The following is a 15,915-nucleotide window of genomic DNA, read 5'->3' on the forward strand; positions in this document are numbered from 1 at the left end:
GGGCCTTGATTGGCTCGCGACGAGCCCGTAACAGAGGGATGATCCTAGGCAGCCTAGATGACTATTCGATGACATCCAGCTGCATTTGCGTGCCACCTATCAGCGCAGCCCATAAATCTACAGCTGATAAATCAGCTACTTAACTATGGTCTACGCTTGCTGAGCATGCACCTTGGCGTAGCCATGTGCGGCGTGGATATACCTTGGCCGACACAAAACCGTCATCCAACCAGGCTAACTTGGCTTGGCGATTGCTGATCTAGACCAACACCCTCACCACGAAGGAGCGTCGAATGAAACGCCTGTTGCTAGCTTCACTATTAGGATCGACCATTGCCCTGGCCAACGCGGCGATGGCAGCAGAAACAGACCTTAAAAGCCTGGAACAAGCAGCCCGTGCCGAAGGGGCTGTGAATAGCGTGGGCATGCCCGATAGCTGGGCGAACTGGAAGGACACCTGGGTCGATCTCGGCAAGCTCCATGGTCTCAAGCACCTGGACACCGATATGAGTTCGGCGCAAGAGATCGCCAAGTTCGCTGCTGAAAAAGACAACGCCACCGCCGATATCGGCGACGTGGGCGCCGCGTTCGGTCCCATCGCCGTGCAACAGGGCGTGACCCTGCCCTACAAGCCGAGCACTTGGGAACAGATCCCCGCCTGGGCCAAGGATGCCGACGGCCACTGGATGCTGGCCTATACCGGCTCGATCGCCTTCATCATCAACAAGCAATTGGTGAAAGAGCCGCCGAAATCCTGGGCCGACCTGGAAAAAGGCAAATACAAGGTCGCCATCGGTGACGTCAGCTCTGCTGCGCAAGCGGTTAACGGCGTACTGGCCGCAGCCATCTCCAAGGGCGGTGACGAGAAGAACATCCAGCCGGGCCTCGATCTGTTCGCCAAGATCGCCAAGCAGGGCCGCCTGTCGCTGTCGAACCCAACCATCCAGACTCTGGAAAAGGGTGAAGTCGAAGTCGGCATCGTCTGGGACTTCAACGGTCTGAGCTATCGCGACCAGATCGATCCGAGCCGCTTCGAAGTACTGATACCGTCCGACGGCTCGGTGATCTCGGGCTACACCACCATCATCAACAAGTACGCCAAGAACCCTAACGCCGCCAAGCTGGCCCGCGAGTACATCCTCAGCGATGCCGGCCAGATCAACCTGGCCAAGGGCAATGCCCGTCCGATCCGCGCCGAGCACCTGACCTTGCCGGATGCCGTGAAAGCCAAGCTGCTGCCGAACGAGCAGTACGCAAAGGTCCAGCCGATCAAGGACGCCAAGGCCTGGGAAGAAACCTCCAAAGCCTTGCCGGGGCTGTGGCAAGAGAACGTGATCATCAACATGGAATAAGAAGTTGCTCAATCTCTGACTGCGCCTGCTTATGCTGCGTTGAAAACGGGCCTGGACGGCCGCTTGCGGGAGAACGTCCGCAGGACGGCCCGAAGGGCGAGTGAAACGAGTAATGCTCATTTACAGCCGTAAACTCCGCTTCGCTGCGTTGCGGCTGGTGACCCACATGGATGTAGGGAATGCCGCTACCCGTAGGCGACCCCATGGATGGGGGAGGTAGGAAAAATGCCGGGAGCATTTTCGAGAACGGGGTGCGGCCCTGAACTGCGCACGTCTGGACTTTGAACAACTTCTGGAGTGAAACGGTTATGAAGCACAACGTCATCCTGGTCCTGCTGGATGGCCTGAACTACGGGGTGGCCCAGCATGCGCTGGGTCATCTTCAGGCTTACTGTGGTGCGGGCCGAGCCGCACTGTACAAGCTGGAGTGCGAGCTGCCGGCGCTCTCCCGACCACTCTACGAATGCATCCTCACCGGCGTACCGCCGATCGAGAGCGGCATCGTGCATAACGATGTATCGCGCTTGTCCAACCAGCGCAGCATCTTTCACTACGCCAGCGATGCCGGGCTCAGTACCGCCGCCGCGGCCTACCACTGGGTCAGCGAGTTGTACAACCGCTCACCGTTCAATGCCGCCCGTGACCGCCATACCGAGACGCCGGAATTACCGATTCAGCACGGACACTTCTACTACGCCGACCACTATCCGGATTCGCACCTGTTCGCCGATGCGGAGAGCCTACGTGTGCGTCATGGGCCGAATTTCCTCCTGGCTCACCCGATGAACGTAGACGATGCAGGTCACAAGCACGGCCTCGACTCCTCGCAATATCGCAACAGTGCACGGGCGGCCGACATCATCCTCGCCGAATACCTGCAACGCTGGCTCGACGCCGGCTATCAGGTGCTGGTGACCGCCGACCACGGCATGAACAACGACCGCTCGCACAACGGCCTACTCGCTGAGGAGCGCGAGGTTCCGCTGTTCGTGCTGGGTGAAGCCTTCAGCCTCGACAGCTCTGCACAGCCGAAGCAGACCGAGTTGTGCGGCACCATTTGCGAGCTGCTCGGCGTGCCCCACGACAAACCTGTATGCCGGGAGCTGTTGAAGTGAATTCAATCACCCGCGGCAAATGGCTGGCCCTGCTCTGCCTGCTGCCCTTCGCCGTCTTCTTCATCGCCTTCCAGATCGCCCCGCTGGCCTGGGTGGCGATCAACAGCCTGAACAGCGCCGAGGGCTGGGGCCTGGGTAACTATGCCAAGGCCTTCAGTTCGAAGTTCTACCTGCAAGCGATCAAGCACAGCCTGCAGATCTCCTTCTGGTCGAGCCTGATCGGCATCGTCATCGCGGTCCTCGGCAGCTACTCGCTGCGCAAGGTGGACAGCAAACTGCGCGACTTCGTCATGGCCTTCTCCAACATGACCAGCAACTTCGCCGGAGTGCCGCTGGCCTTCGCCTTCATCATCCTGCTCGGTTTCAACGGCACACTGACGATCTTGCTCAAGCAGATCGGCGTGATCGAGGATTTCAACCTCTACTCGAAGACCGGGCTGATCGTGCTCTACACCTACTTTCAGATCCCCCTGGGTGTGCTACTGCTCTACCCCGCCTTCGACGCCCTGCGCGAGGACTGGCGCGAGTCGGCCGAGCTGCTCGGCGCCGGCACCTGGCAGTTCTGGCGCCACATCGGCCTGCCGGTGCTGACCCCGGCGCTGCTCGGCACCTTCATCATCCTGCTGGCCAACGCGCTGGGCGCCTACGCCACCGTTTATGCCCTGACCACCGGCAACTTCAACGTGCTGCCGATTCGCATCGCTGCGATGGTCGCTGGCGACATCGCCCTCAACCCGAACCTGGCCAGCGCCCTGGCGATGGTGCTGGTGGGCCTGATGGCGCTGATTACCGTGGTCCATCAGTGGCTGCTGAAGCGGAGTTACCATGTCGCGCATTGAGTCCAAGGCCAGCAGCCTCTATCACCGCAGCGTGGTCTACCTGCTGTTCCTGATCCTGCTCTTGCCACTGGCCGGCACCCTGCTCTACTCGCTGTCCACCAGTTGGTCGGCGACCATCCTGCCGGACGGCCTGACCTTCAAGTGGTACCTGGCGCTGTGGAGTGATGCACGCTTCCTCACTGCCTTCGGCCAGTCGCTGCTGATCTGCTTCGGCGCCCTGCTGCTCTCGGTGCTGCTGATCCTGCCGTTGCTGTTCGTGGTGCATTACCACTTCCCCAAGCTCGACGGGCTGATGAACATCCTCATCCTCCTGCCCTTCGCGATACCGCCGGTGGTGTCCTCCGTGGGCCTCCTGCAGATCTATGGCTCCGGCCCGCTGGCCATGGTCGGCACGCCGTGGATTTTGATCGGTTGCTACTTCACCGTGGCCCTGCCGTTCATGTACCGGGCGATCACCAACAACCTGCAGGCGATCAACCTGCGCGACCTGATGGACGCCGCCCACCTGCTCGGCGCCAGCACCTGGAAAGCCGCACTATTGGTGGTGCTGCCGAACCTGCGCAAGGGTCTGATGGTGTCGCTGTTCCTCTCGTTCTCCTTCCTCTTCGGCGAATTCGTCTTCGCCAATCTGCTGGTCGGCACCCGCTATGAAACCCTGCAGGTCTATCTGAACAACATGAAAAACAGCAGCGGCCACTTCAACAGCGCGCTGGTGATCTCCTACTTTTTCTTCGTGCTGCTGTTCACCTGGGCAGCCAACCGCATGAACAAGGAAAAATCATGAGTTTTCTGAGTATTCAGGGGCTGCACAAGAGCTATGCCGCCACCTCGATCTTCAGTGACATCAATTGCGAAATCGGCAAGAGCGAATTCGTCACCCTGCTCGGACCCTCCGGCTGCGGCAAATCCACCCTGCTGCGTTGCATCGCTGGCCTCACCGAGGTCAACGGCGGCAAGATCCTCCTTGATGGCCAAGACCTGGTACCACTTTCGCCGCAGAAACGAGGCATCGGCATGGTGTTCCAGAGCTATGCACTGTTTCCCAATATGACCGCACAACAGAACGTGGCTTTTGGCCTGCGCATGCAGAAAATTGCCGGCAACGCTGCAGAAAAACGCGTCAACGAAGTGCTGGAGCTGGTCGAACTCGGCGACTTCGCGAGCCGCTACCCGCATCAACTGTCCGGTGGCCAGTGCCAGCGGGTCGCCTTGGCCCGCTCGCTGGTCACTCGTCCCCGCTTGCTCTTGCTCGACGAACCGCTGTCCGCCCTGGATGCGCGGATTCGCAAACACCTGCGCGAACAGATTCGGCAGATTCAGCGTGAACTCGGCCTGACCACTATCTTCGTCACCCATGACCAGGAAGAGGCGCTGGTCATGTCCGACCGGATTTTCCTGATGAACCAGGGCCGCATCGTCCAGAGTGGCGACGCCGAAACCCTCTACACCGCACCGGCGGATGTCTTCGCCGCGGGTTTTATCGGCAACTACAACTTGCTCGACGCCGACGCCGCCAGCCGCCTGCTGCTGCGCCCGGTCAACAGCCGCATCGCCATCCGCCCGGAAGCTATCCAGCTCGGCGTTCACGGCAACATCGAAGCCGAGGTACGCAGCCACAGCCTGCTCGGCAACGTCATCCGTTATCGCGTCGAAGCCCGCGGGGTAGAATTAGTGGTCGATGTACTGAATCGCTCGGCAGCCGATCTGCATAGCAGTGGCCAACGCCTTGCACTGTCCATCGACCCCAGCGCAATTCGAGAGGTAGCCTGATGGCTCTGGCAATTTTTGATTTAGACGAAACCCTGATCAACGGCGACTGCGCCAGCTTGTGGAGCCAGCAAATGGCTAAACTAGGCTGGGTCGACGGCGAATCCTTTCTACGCCGCGATGCCGAGTTGATGGCCGCTTACGCCGAGGGCAAATTGGCCATGGAGGACTACATGGCCTTCAGCCTGAGCCCGCTGGTCGGTCGTACCCCTGAAGAAGTGGCCTTTGTGGTCGAGCCCTTCGTCGAGGAGGTGATCGAGCCGCTGATCTATGGCGACGCCTGCGCCCATCTGGCCAAGCATCGCGCGGCGGGTGATCGCCTGCTGGTGATCTCCGCGTCTGGTGTGCACCTGGTGGCTCCGATCGCCGCACGACTGGGTGTTGAGGAAATACTAGCGATCGAGCTGGAGCTACAGCACGGCTTCTACAGTGGTCACACCGAAGGTGTGCTGACCTACCGCGAGGGCAAAGTCACTCGTCTGCAGGCCTGGCTGGAAGCCGAAGGGGAATCCTTGGACGGCGCCAGTTTCTACTCCGACTCGCGCAACGATCTGCCGCTGCTGCAGTTGGTCAGTCGCCCAAACACGGTCAACCCTGATCCGGTTCTACGTCGCCATGCCGAACAAGCGGGCTGGCCGATTTTGACCTGGAGTTGAGACAACTGGCGGCTAAGAACCTGTTCAATATCTGCTGCGCCTGATCATGCTGCGTTGCGCCTTGTGACCCACATGGATGTGGAGAATGCCGCTACCCGTAGGCGACCCCATGGATGGGGGAGGTAGGAAAAATGCCAGGAGCATTTTCGAGAACGGGTGCGACCCTGACCTGCGCTCGCGACGATCTTGAACAGGTTCTAACGCCTTGGCGCTGTTCGCCCTACGCGGGAGGAAAATCCTCGCAGGGCGAATAGAGTGCGGCACGAATTGTCTGCCGTCTCTTACAGCAAGCTTTCGTCGATCAGCAACGCCAACTTGCCAGCCACCTTATTGCTCGCCAGCTCGGCGAACGCCAGCTCAACGTCTTTTATCGGAAAACTACGCTCCAGTTGCGGTTTGAGTCGCCCCTCAGCAAACAGCGGCCAAACATGCTGACTCAAATCACTGAGCAAATCGGCTTTGAACTGATCGTCGCGGTTACGCAGAGTCGAGCCAATCAGCTGTAGTCGTTTCGCCAACACCACCGCCAGATCCAACTGCGCCTCACGCCCGCCCATCAAGCCAATCAACACCCAACGACCATCCCGCGCCAACAGTTCTTGATTCAGCGCCGCATAGTTGCCACCGACCGGATCGAGGATCACATCGAAGGGGCCGTAGTCGCACAGGTTTTCCAGGTTCTCGTCGCGAGTCGCCCCGCCTTGGGCGCCCAGCGCCTCGCAATAGGCCAAGCGCTCGACCGAACCAACGCTGACCCAACAGGGATTGCCGAAGGCCTTGCATAGTTGGATCGCCGCCGAGCCGACACCACTGGCGCCAGCGTGCAAGAGCACCTTCTCACCCGGCTTGAGCCCTGCCAGCTGAAACAGGTTGAGCCAGGCGGTCGCATAGACTTCCGGCAACACCGCGGCCTCCGCCAGGGACAAGCCCTCCGGAACCGGCAGCGCGTGTCGCGCATCGACCACCACTTCTTCGGCCATTCCGCCACCGGCCAACAGGGCGCAAACCCGGTCGCCAACCTGCCAGGCGCTGCCCGCGCCAACCTCACTGACCACCCCGGAACACTCCAACCCAAGGATGTCGCTAGCCCCTGGCGGCGGCGGGTAAAGGCCGGCGCGCTGCAACAAATCGGCCCGATTGAGGCCCGCCGCCGCCACCTGAATGCGAATCTGCCCCACATCGCACGCTGGACTTGGCCGTTGCGCCCATTCCACACGTCCTTCAACGCCTTGCAATGCCTTCACGCTGCCTCCATAGTGAGTTCGGACTGGGCCCGCTGCGAAACATCGGGCTATTTGCATTATGCGGCCGGACTCGAATGGAACCGGCGCTCTCAAAGATGGCCTAATATGCGTTATCAACTGCCCCCGCGTCGACTCAGCATGCAGCGCTTCCTCCCCAGCACCGCCCTCGCCTTACTCCTCGGCTTCAGCGCTTTACCGCTGGCGGCCAGCACCGCTGCCGTCAACAGCTGGGACGGCCTACAGCCCGACCGTGAGCAGGTGATCGCCAGCCTCAATGTGGTGGAGTTGCTCAAACGCCATCATTACAGCAAACCACCGCTGAATGATGAGCGCTCGGTGATCATTTACGAGAGCTACTTGAAGCTGCTCGACCCGGCACGTAGCTACTTCACGGCCACCGATATTGCTGAATTCGACCAGTGGCGCAACAAGTTCGACGACTTGCTGAAAGGCGGCGACCTCGATCCAGGCTTCGTCATCTACAAACGCCATCTGGATCGCTTGAAGCAGCGCCTGGACTTCGCCCTGGCCCAGCTCGACAAAGGCATCGACAGCTTCGACTTCAGCGTCGATGAAAGCCTGCAAGTGAACCGTGAAAAAACTCCCTGGGCGAAGAACTCAGCGGAGTTGGACGAACTCTGGCGCAAGCGGGTGAAAGATGAAGTTCTACGGCTGAAAATCGCCGGCAAAGAGCCTAAAGCAATTCAGGAACTGCTGACCAAACGCTACAAGAATCAGCTCTCGCGTCTTGAGCAAACCCGCAGCGAAGATATCTTCCAGGCCTATATCAATGCCTTCGCGCAATCCTATGACCCGCACACCAATTACCTCTCGCCGGACAACGCGGAAAACTTCGACATCAATATGAGTTTGTCGCTCGAAGGTATCGGCGCGGTGCTGCAGAGCGACAACGACACCGTCAAAGTCGTTCGCCTGGTACCCGCTGGCCCGGCAGAAAAAAGCAAACAAATTGCACCGGCCGACAAGATCGTCGGGGTTGCCCAAGGCAACGGCGAAATGGTCGACGTGATCGGCTGGCGACTGGATGAAGTGGTCAAGCTGATCCGCGGTCCCAAAGGCTCCGTGGTGCGCCTGGAAGTGGTTCCCGCCAGCAATGGCCCGAACGATCAGACCAGCAAAATCATCGCGATCACCCGCGAGGCAGTCAAGCTGGAGGAGCAGGCCGCGAAAAAATCCATCCTCAAGCTGTCCCACGATGGCCGTGAATACAAACTCGGCGTAATCGAGATCCCGGCTTTCTATTTGGACTTCAAAGCCTTCCGCGCCGGCGACCCGGACTACAAGAGCACCACCCGCGACGTTAAGCGCCTGCTCGCCGAACTCCAGAAAGACAAAGTCGACGGCGTGGTCATCGACCTGCGTAATAACGGCGGCGGCTCCCTGCAGGAAGCCACCGAACTGACCGGCCTGTTCATCAACCAGGGCCCCACCGTCTTGGTGCGTAACAGTGACGGTCGCGTCGATGTGCTCGCCGACGAAAACCCTGGCAGCTACTACACCGGCCCACTGGCACTGTTGGTCAACCGTCTATCAGCCTCGGCTTCGGAAATCTTTGCCGGCGCCATGCAGGACTACCACCGCGCCTTGATCCTAGGCGGTCAGACCTTCGGCAAAGGCACGGTGCAAACCATCCAGCCGCTCAACCATGGTGAATTGAAGCTGACCCTGGCCAAGTTCTATCGCGTGTCCGGGCAAAGCACTCAGCACCAGGGTGTACTGCCAGATATCGCTTATCCGGCCGTCGTCGACACCAAGGAAATCGGCGAAAGCGCTCTGCCAGAAGCCATGCCATGGGACAGCATCCGCCCGGCGATCAAACCGGAAGTGGATCCGTTCAAACCCTTCTTGATCGAGCTGAAAGCCCGCCATGATGCACGCGTGGCCAAAGACCCGGACTTCGTCTTTACCCGTGACCGCCTGGAACTGGTGCAACAGCTGACCCACGAAACCACCGTCAGCCTGAATGAGGCCAAACGCCGGGCGCAACATGCCGACATCGAAACCCAACAGCTGACCATGGAAAACACTCGGCGCAAAGCCAAGGGTGAAGAGCCGCTGAAAGAGCTGAAGAAGGAAGACGAGGACGCCCTGCCGACAGAAGACGAAAAGCTCAAGCCAGAAGACGACGCCTACCTCTCGGAAACCGGGCAAATCCTGCTCGACTATTTGGGCTTGAACGCGGCGGTAGCCACACACTGATCGAGCGTCATCAAAGAGTCATCGATCTGTCGTGAAATAAGGGGCTGATAGCGATATCAGCCCCTTCGCTTTTTCAGGACACTGAGACCCACCATGACCGTCACCGAGCAGCTGAGCGCGCTAGGCCTAATCCTCGCTCACGGCGACCTGCACAGCCTGTTCCAACCGATTGTTTCACTGTCCGAGCGACGCATACTCGGCTACGAGGCCCTGACCCGTGGTCCGTCCAACAGCCCCCTGCACTCCCCGGTCAACTTGTTCGGCGTGGCTCGTCACGCAGGGCGCTTGAGTGAACTGGAACTGGCCTGCCGCAAGAGCGCCTGTCGAAGATTCAGCGAGCTCAAGCTCGACGGCAAACTGTTTCTCAACGTCTCACCAGAGTCCCTACTGGAGCCGACTCATCAACCCGGGCGCACACTGCAGCTCTTGCAGGCCTACGGCATTCCGCCGAGCCAGGTGGTTATCGAACTGACCGAGCAATCGCCCACCGAAGACTTCGCCCTGCTCGACACCGCCCTGCATCACTACCGGGCTATGGGCTTCTCCATCGCCCTCGACGACCTCGGCGCCGGCTACTCCAGCCTGCGCCTGTGGTCCGAGCTACGCCCGGATTACGTGAAAATCGACCGGCACTTTATTGATGGCATCCATCAGGACGCAGTTAAACGCGAGTTCGTCGGCTCCATTCTGCAGATGGCCAAAGCCTCACGCGCCAAGGTCATCGCCGAAGGCATCGAGCTATCCGAAGAGCTGGCGGTGTTAGCGGAAATGGGCGTCGATCTGGTCCAAGGCTATCTGCTCAGCCGTCCGCAGGAGCTGCCGCCGCGCGATACTCACAGCCTGCTGACGAAGCTGGAACCAGCAATTCCGACCCTCAGTGAGGAAGGCCGCGACCTCGGCGCTCTACTCAACAGACAACCTGCAGTCGCACAGAACACCCCGATCGCGGAAGTCTTGGAAGCCTTCCGCGCACAGGCCAACCTGAATTCGCTGGCCGTCCTCAACGAGCAGCAGCAACCGGTCGGTATCGTCCACCGCCACTCGCTTTCCGAGGCGCTGCTGAAACCTTTCGCCACTGACTTGTTCGCGCGCAAACCGATCAGCCGGCTGATGAGTACGGACTTTCTTGCCGTGGAGTTGGGCCAATCCCTGCAGAAAGTCAGCCGGCTCCTGACCAGCCGGGCACGACAACGGATCGAGGAAGACTTCATCATCACGCTGCACGGCCGTTACCACGGCCTGGGGCGCGTGATCGACGTGCTCAAGCTGATCACCGAACTGAAGATTCAGCAGGCCCGCTATGCCAACCCACTGACGCTGCTACCCGGTAATGTGCCGATTCAGCAGTGTTTGAGTCGGCTGTTACAGCAAGCCCGCGAGGCGGTGATCTGCTACGTCGATATCGACAGTTTCAAGCCGTTCAACGACCTCTACGGTTACGCCAAAGGCGACGAAGTCCTGCTCTGCCTGGCGCAGTGTCTGGGTGAGCGCGTCGACCCGGCGCGAGACTTTGTTGGCCACATCGGTGGCGACGATTTCTTGCTGGTACTGGGATCGGAAGACTGGCGCGCACGCCTGAACTATCTGCTCGAAGATTTCCAAAGCCAATGCCGGCACTTCTACAGCGCCGAGCACCTCGAAGCGGGCTGCTTTATCGCGCACAACCGTCAGGGCCAGCGGCAGGAGTTCCCGCTGCTGTCACTTTCGCTAGGGGTAGTGCATCTGCACCCGGAGAACTGCGCGCAACTGGATGCCGCGCAACTGGCCAGCCTGGCCTCGGAAGCCAAGCGGCATGCCAAGGCGGTGCCCGGCTATAGCGTGCATATCATCGATACGCAAAAGCTTTCGGCTTAAGACTCAGAGTCCCAACTCGGTCGCGCGCTGCGCATAGCGTTCGGCCTGTTCGGCATTGGCCGCTAGCCCATGGCCGCCTTGTTGATAGAGCTCGGCCAAGCGATGTGCCGCCAGCGGATGCCCTGCGCTAGCGGCCAATGCCCACCAACGCGCTGCCGCAAGCCCATCCGGGGCTGCACGGGTATCGCCAGCCAGACTGAGTACGCCCAACTGATAAGCCGCCTTGGCATCACCCGCGTTAGCCGCCAAACCCAGCAGACGAATACCTTCTTCACGCGCGCCGAAGCCGCGCCCACGAAACAACAACAGATGGCCATAGAAACTTTGCGCCACGGCATCATTCAGTGCCGCCATGCGGGCGAACTGTCCTTCCATCCAAGCCCAGGCCCGCGGTTGACGAACCAGCCACGACCAATGGAAAAGACGTCGAGCCAGGAGATAGCTCAGTCGCGCGCGCAAACGCCAAAACAGCACTCAACCCTCCTCGGAGTAGCTGTACTCGAATACCCGCACGACTTCTGCGGCATGCCAGGAGGCGGCGGCGATACCATCCGACGGGCCAGCAAAACGCCCAAGACGCACGACACACTCAAAAAAACCTGTACGCGGCAGACGGCTCGCGCCCTGACTGATGACCAGCGCGCTGCGCAGCGGCTGGTCGGCGCGGGCATCCAACGCCGCGAGATGCTCCAGGGCCGCAGTCAGCGTCTGCATGGCAGGAGTCGGTAGCTCCAAGCGCTCGATCAGCGCCCGATAGGTCAGCAGATGGCGCTGGCGGCGCGCATCTTCAAGCTCACTGAGAAGCGCCTGCCAATGCTGGCGGCTAATGCGTACGCTCAAGTCTCCGACTCCCAACCGCTAATGCCCAGCGTCCACGCCAAGGCACGACGAATAGCCGCATCCGGCTGGCGCTCGCCGCTTTCGATCATAGCGAGATAGTGCGGACTGATACCCACGGCGCGCGCCAACTCTTCGAGCGACAGCTCCTTGCCCTCGCGCAACGCACTGAGTTCAGCCAGCTTGGGCATAGCGGTCGTCGGCGCTGGTACAGCGGCAACTTGAGCCACCGCACTGCGGCCGGCGGCCTGCAGCAAGGCCTGATACTCAGGCCAGGGCAATATCGCGTACTCGGCTTCGCCGTCACGCATGATCACTTGCACATCCATTACAACTCTCCGTGGAAAGCAGTGCCGACAGCTTCAGCACCCTCCTTGCAGGCGGCCATCTTATCAGGCCAAGTACGCCACCGGGCGTGATCTCTACGGCCTTCCGCAATGTGCGCCAGCCCGGATGATGACTGCAAAGCTACTACCCAGTGCAGCCAGCACCTCCAGGCTCAGCGTGACGAAACCTATGACTCCTGTGGCGGTGCAGACGGCAACCCTTCCAATGCGATCAGCTGTTCCGGCGACTGCGTCGCTCGCCATGAGCGGAAAGCGTCCAACTCGTCACTCCAGGCACGCATCAACCAGCCCAGTACGGCGATGTCATCGATAAACCCCAGCCCCAGTAAACCGTCGGGAATCGCGTCCACAGGCGAGAGGAAATACAACAGTGCCGCCACTACCGAGAGCAAAGCCTGCGAACTGATTGCTCGGTATTCGCCTCGCCACCAAGCCATACAAAGCGCCTGCAGCACACGCAGATCCTCCTTCAATGCACCCAATCGCCCACCCTGCTCGGCGCTCTTACGCGCGACCGCAAACAGCAATGCAGGCAACCGTCCACGAGCGAGGAAACGCTGGGCTAACGGCAGGTAACGGGCAAAATTCCACGGTGTTTTCATCCTCACTCCTCGACAACCCACGTAGTGACTGGGCCCGCTGGGTTATCCACTGAAACTGTGGATAACCTTGTGAACAAATTTTCAATGAGCCAAGCAAAAGCCCAGCCCACGCGGCCTCGCTACAGATCGGGCATTTTTTAATCAGAACAAAAAAATCAATAAAATCATTAACTTAAAAACAAATAAAAGTTGGTACGAAAGTGTCACCCGAAGGCAATGCGAAAGAATCGCATAATGTGCATAACCGTAACACTCACAGCACACTCACCCTCTTTCAGACCCTATAGTCAGCTTCAGGTTCGTTTCGGGGCAGGCAGAAACAACAACGCCCCGTCGAGACGGGGCGCTGCGTAAAACCGTACTACTTATTGCTGAGCTGGGGCCTGATCTTTGATCCCCAACAGCTCCAGATCGAATACCAGTACCGAGTTAGCCGGAATAGCCGGGCTCGGGCTTTGTGCGCCGTAGGCCAGCTCGCTAGGGATGTACAGTTTGTACTTCTCGCCAACGTGCATCAGTTGCAGGCCTTCAACCCAACCCGGGATCACGCCATTGACTGGCAGATCAATCGGGCTGCCACGCTCAACAGAGCTGTCGAACACCTTCCCGTCGGTCAGCTTACCCTCGTAGTGCACAGTAACCACGTCGGTAGCTTTCGGCTGAGGGCCGTCGGCTTTCTTAACGATTTCATATTGCAGACCAGAAGCGGTAGTGGTGACACCCTCACGCTTGCCGTTCTCTTCAAGGAATTTCTTGCCGGCTGCAGCCGACTCTTCGCTGACTTTGGCCATACGCTCCTCAGCACGCTTCTGCAGATAAGCGAAAGCTTCCATCAGCTCTTCGTCTTTCAGCTTCTGCTCTTTCTTGCCGACAGCGTCTTCGATGCCCTGAGCAACAGCCTTGGAGTCCAGGTCGTCCATGCCTTCCTGAGCCAAGCTTTTGCCCATGTTCAGGCCGATGCCGTAGGAGGCTTTTTGCGCCGGGGTTTTCAGCTCTACGCTAGTCTGCGAATCGCAACCCGCGAGAACCAGGCCAACCAGGGCCACCGCCGCCGCTAAACGATGTTGTCTCATGCTATTTCCTTGTTCGTGCGCTAAAGGGCAATCGAGTGAAGACGCGAGCTTAGCAGGCTGCCGTAATCACTGGCTACCGGGATACGAACGAGAAAATGCCGATAAGTTCAGGTGTTTAAAAGAGTTTTGCGCGGATTGAAGCGAGGCAGTGCAGAACAGAAGCGGGATGATGCGGAGGCAAAGCGAGGAAAAAATGGCGCAGCGGACGGGACTCGAACCCGCGACCCCCGGCGTGACAGGCCGGTATTCTAACCGACTGAACTACCGCTGCGCGTAACCCCAAAAGTTATGGTGGGTGATGACGGGATCGAACCGCCGACCCTCTGCTTGTAAGGCAGATGCTCTCCCAGCTGAGCTAATCACCCTTCACTCTCGAAGTGGGGCGCATTCTACGGAGCGATCCACACCCTGGCAAGCGCTTTTTAAAATAATTTTTACTGCCGTTCCAAAGGCTTAGCGCAGGGTTGGCCAATGGCGCCGAGGGGGGAATAATGCGCGCTTTGCGTTAATGGAGATGTACCCCTCATGTGGTTCCGCAACCTGCTCGTCTATCGCCTTACCCAAGATCTGCCGTTCGATGCGCAAGCGCTGGAAACCGCACTGGCCGCCAAGCCAGCCCGCCCCTGCGCAAGCCAGGAGCTGACCACTTACGGCTTCATCGCCCCGTTCGGCAAAGGTGAGGATGCGCCATTGGTGCATGTCAGCCAGGACTTCATGCTGATTGCCGCGCGAAAAGAAGATCGCATCCTGCCTGGTAGCGTGGTTCGCGACGCCTTGAAGGAAAAGGTCGACGAGATCGAAGCCGAGCAGATGCGCAAGGTCTATAAGAAGGAGCGCGACCAGCTCAAGGACGAAATCATCCAGGCCTTCCTCCCGCGTGCCTTTATTCGTCGCTCGTCCACCTTTGCCGCCATCGCCCCGAAGCAAGGCCTGATTCTGGTCAACGCCTCCAGCCCGAAACGCGCCGAGGACTTGCTCTCCACGCTGCGCGAAGCCATCGGCTCGCTGCCGGTGCGTCCGCTGTCGGTGAAAGTCGCCCCCACCGCGACCCTGACCGACTGGGTGAAAACCCAGCAAGCCGCCGACAACTTCACCGTGCTCGACGAATGTGAGCTGCGCGACACCCAGGAAGACGGCGGCATCGTGCGCTGCAAACGTCAGGACCTGACCAGCGAAGAGATTCAGCTGCACCTGTCCTCCGGCAAGCTCGTGACCCAGCTGTCGCTGGCCTGGCAGGACAAGCTGTCCTTCGTGCTCGACGACAAGATGATCATCAAGCGCCTGCGCTTCGAAGACCTGCTGCAGGATCAGGCCGAGCAAGATGGAGGCGATGAGGCCCTGGGCCAGCTCGACGCCAGCTTCACCCTGATGATGCTGACATTCGGCGAGTTCCTGCCGGAGCTGTTCGAAGCCCTCGGCGGCGAAGAGATCCCGCAAGGCATCTGACTTCGGCACGTACCTGGCTGGCCGCCTTCGCCACATGCGCGCGCCAGCAGGAAAAACCCCGCAATACATCACCCTACCCGCTCATCCCACCGGACTTGCTCTGTTCGGCGGGATGTGCAAAATAACGCACAGCGTAAGGACGACCTTACCACTCGCTGAGTGACCACACGGGGACGGCCCTATCCATAGTCGTACCGTTGGAGGTCACCATGTCCTGGATCATTCTGTTTTTCGCCGGCCTGTTCGAAGTCGGCTGGGCTGTCGGCCTGAAATACACCGACGGCTTCACCCGTCCCTTGCCGACGGCGCTGACCATAGCCGCGATGATCGTCAGCCTGGCCTTGCTTGGGCTGGCTATGAAAGAACTGCCGCTGGGCACCGCCTATGCAATCTGGACCGGCGTGGGCGCGGTCGGCACCGTCATCGCCGGGATCATCCTGTTTGGTGAATCCATGGCAGTGATCCGCCTGACCAGCGTGGCGCTGATCGTCTGCGGCTTGCTCGGCCTCAAGCTCAGCCACTAATCGACGACAGATAAAAAAGCCCGCCAATTGACGGGCTTT

At 59.7% G+C, this 15,915-nt stretch carries 16 protein-coding genes and 2 tRNA genes; 10 read left to right on the forward strand and 8 right to left on the reverse strand.

Annotated elements, in window-relative coordinates; genetic code table 11:
* Positions 1 to 293: 293 nt before the first annotated feature.
* The 6 genes from D3879_RS18305 (at position 294) to D3879_RS18330 (ending at position 5,729) form a co-directional block, all read left to right on the forward strand.
* Positions 294 to 1,352 (forward strand): ABC transporter substrate-binding protein, encoded by a 1,059-nt coding sequence (locus tag D3879_RS18305; RefSeq protein ID WP_119955688.1) that lies wholly within the window; start codon positions 294 to 296, stop codon positions 1,350 to 1,352.
* Positions 1,353 to 1,660: 308 nt separating this feature from the next.
* Entirely contained in the window at positions 1,661 to 2,467 is an 807-nt protein-coding gene (locus D3879_RS18310; protein ID WP_119955689.1) for an alkaline phosphatase family protein, read from the forward strand.
* Positions 2,468 to 2,472: 5 nt separating this feature from the next.
* Entirely contained in the window at positions 2,473 to 3,306 is an 834-nt protein-coding gene (locus tag D3879_RS18315) for an ABC transporter permease (RefSeq protein ID WP_119956346.1), read from the forward strand.
* A complete protein-coding gene (locus tag D3879_RS18320) occupies positions 3,293 to 4,090 on the forward strand; it encodes an ABC transporter permease (RefSeq protein WP_119955690.1) in 798 nt (265 codons plus the stop codon). The genes D3879_RS18315 and D3879_RS18320 overlap by 14 nt, the downstream gene beginning before the upstream one ends.
* Positions 4,087 to 5,076, forward strand: a complete 990-nt coding sequence (locus tag D3879_RS18325; RefSeq protein ID WP_119955691.1) for an ABC transporter ATP-binding protein — start codon at positions 4,087 to 4,089, stop codon at positions 5,074 to 5,076. The genes D3879_RS18320 and D3879_RS18325 overlap by 4 nt, the downstream gene beginning before the upstream one ends.
* Positions 5,076 to 5,729, forward strand: a complete 654-nt coding sequence (locus tag D3879_RS18330; protein WP_119955692.1) for an HAD family hydrolase — start codon at positions 5,076 to 5,078, stop codon at positions 5,727 to 5,729. Before D3879_RS18325 ends, D3879_RS18330 begins: the two co-directional genes overlap by 1 nt.
* 281 nt (positions 5,730 to 6,010) lie before the next feature.
* On the opposite strand, the gene D3879_RS18335 is transcribed toward D3879_RS18330, so the two are convergent.
* Positions 6,011 to 6,973, reverse strand: coding sequence for an NAD(P)H-quinone oxidoreductase (locus D3879_RS18335; RefSeq protein WP_119955693.1), 963 nt, complete (start codon positions 6,971 to 6,973; stop codon positions 6,011 to 6,013).
* Positions 6,974 to 7,111: 138 nt separating this feature from the next.
* On the opposite strand from D3879_RS18335, the gene D3879_RS18340 reads away from it, so the two are divergent.
* Positions 7,112 to 9,193 (forward strand): carboxy terminal-processing peptidase, encoded by a 2,082-nt coding sequence (locus D3879_RS18340; protein WP_177412471.1) that lies wholly within the window; start codon positions 7,112 to 7,114, stop codon positions 9,191 to 9,193.
* 93 nt (positions 9,194 to 9,286) lie between these two features.
* Entirely contained in the window at positions 9,287 to 11,047 is a 1,761-nt protein-coding gene (locus D3879_RS18345) for a bifunctional diguanylate cyclase/phosphodiesterase (protein ID WP_119955695.1), read from the forward strand.
* Positions 11,048 to 11,050: 3 nt separating this feature from the next.
* Here the strand turns inward: D3879_RS18345 and D3879_RS18350 are convergent, their stop codons facing one another.
* The 7 genes from D3879_RS18350 to D3879_RS18380 form a co-directional block, all read right to left on the reverse strand.
* A complete protein-coding gene (locus tag D3879_RS18350; RefSeq protein WP_119956347.1) occupies positions 11,051 to 11,518 on the reverse strand; it encodes an SEL1-like repeat protein in 468 nt (155 codons plus the stop codon).
* A 3-nt stretch (positions 11,519 to 11,521) separates the two neighbouring features.
* Entirely contained in the window at positions 11,522 to 11,887 is a 366-nt protein-coding gene (locus D3879_RS18355; RefSeq protein WP_119955696.1) for a hypothetical protein, read from the reverse strand.
* Complete coding sequence (locus D3879_RS18360) at positions 11,884 to 12,213, reverse strand: helix-turn-helix domain-containing protein (RefSeq protein WP_119955697.1); 330 nt, start codon at positions 12,211 to 12,213, stop codon at positions 11,884 to 11,886. The genes D3879_RS18355 and D3879_RS18360 overlap by 4 nt, the downstream gene beginning before the upstream one ends.
* 185 nt (positions 12,214 to 12,398) lie before the next feature.
* A complete protein-coding gene (locus D3879_RS18365; RefSeq protein ID WP_119955698.1) occupies positions 12,399 to 12,833 on the reverse strand; it encodes a YkvA family protein in 435 nt (144 codons plus the stop codon).
* A 365-nt stretch (positions 12,834 to 13,198) separates the two neighbouring features.
* On the reverse strand, positions 13,199 to 13,906 hold the full coding sequence (locus D3879_RS18370; RefSeq protein ID WP_119955699.1) for a BamJ family beta-barrel-assembly machinery protein: 708 nt from the start codon (positions 13,904 to 13,906) through the stop codon (positions 13,199 to 13,201).
* Positions 13,907 to 14,100: 194 nt separating this feature from the next.
* A tRNA-Asp gene (locus tag D3879_RS18375) sits at positions 14,101 to 14,177 on the reverse strand.
* 18 nt (positions 14,178 to 14,195) lie between these two features.
* A tRNA-Val gene (locus tag D3879_RS18380) sits at positions 14,196 to 14,271 on the reverse strand.
* Positions 14,272 to 14,431: 160 nt separating this feature from the next.
* Between D3879_RS18380 and rdgC the strand changes: the two genes are divergently transcribed.
* Both rdgC and sugE read left to right on the forward strand, forming a co-directional pair.
* Positions 14,432 to 15,352 (forward strand): recombination-associated protein RdgC, encoded by a 921-nt coding sequence (rdgC, locus tag D3879_RS18385; RefSeq protein ID WP_119955700.1) that lies wholly within the window; start codon positions 14,432 to 14,434, stop codon positions 15,350 to 15,352.
* A 209-nt stretch (positions 15,353 to 15,561) separates the two neighbouring features.
* Positions 15,562 to 15,876, forward strand: a complete 315-nt coding sequence (gene sugE, locus D3879_RS18390; RefSeq protein ID WP_119955701.1) for a quaternary ammonium compound efflux SMR transporter SugE — start codon at positions 15,562 to 15,564, stop codon at positions 15,874 to 15,876.
* The last annotated feature ends 39 nt before the right edge of the window (positions 15,877 to 15,915 follow it).

The sequence above is a fragment of the Pseudomonas cavernicola genome (genome assembly GCF_003596405.1).
GTDB classification, from domain to species: domain Bacteria; phylum Pseudomonadota; class Gammaproteobacteria; order Pseudomonadales; family Pseudomonadaceae; genus Aquipseudomonas; species Aquipseudomonas cavernicola.

Coding starts and splice junctions, on each gene's coding strand:
- D3879_RS18365 (WP_119955698.1), bottom strand. CDS start 12,833: ATGAAAACACCGTGGAATTTTGCCCGTTACCTGCCGTTAGCCCAGCGT.
- D3879_RS18320 (WP_119955690.1), top strand. CDS start 3,293: ATGTCGCGCATTGAGTCCAAGGCCAGCAGCCTCTATCACCGCAGCGTG.
- sugE (WP_119955701.1), top strand. CDS start 15,562: ATGTCCTGGATCATTCTGTTTTTCGCCGGCCTGTTCGAAGTCGGCTGG.
- D3879_RS18370 (WP_119955699.1), bottom strand. CDS start 13,906: ATGAGACAACATCGTTTAGCGGCGGCGGTGGCCCTGGTTGGCCTGGTT.
- D3879_RS18310 (WP_119955689.1), top strand. CDS start 1,661: ATGAAGCACAACGTCATCCTGGTCCTGCTGGATGGCCTGAACTACGGG.
- D3879_RS18360 (WP_119955697.1), bottom strand. CDS start 12,213: ATGGATGTGCAAGTGATCATGCGTGACGGCGAAGCCGAGTACGCGATA.
- D3879_RS18330 (WP_119955692.1), top strand. CDS start 5,076: ATGGCTCTGGCAATTTTTGATTTAGACGAAACCCTGATCAACGGCGAC.
- rdgC (WP_119955700.1), top strand. CDS start 14,432: ATGTGGTTCCGCAACCTGCTCGTCTATCGCCTTACCCAAGATCTGCCG.
- D3879_RS18305 (WP_119955688.1), top strand. CDS start 294: ATGAAACGCCTGTTGCTAGCTTCACTATTAGGATCGACCATTGCCCTG.
- D3879_RS18345 (WP_119955695.1), top strand. CDS start 9,287: ATGACCGTCACCGAGCAGCTGAGCGCGCTAGGCCTAATCCTCGCTCAC.
- D3879_RS18325 (WP_119955691.1), top strand. CDS start 4,087: ATGAGTTTTCTGAGTATTCAGGGGCTGCACAAGAGCTATGCCGCCACC.
- D3879_RS18340 (WP_177412471.1), top strand. CDS start 7,112: ATGCAGCGCTTCCTCCCCAGCACCGCCCTCGCCTTACTCCTCGGCTTC.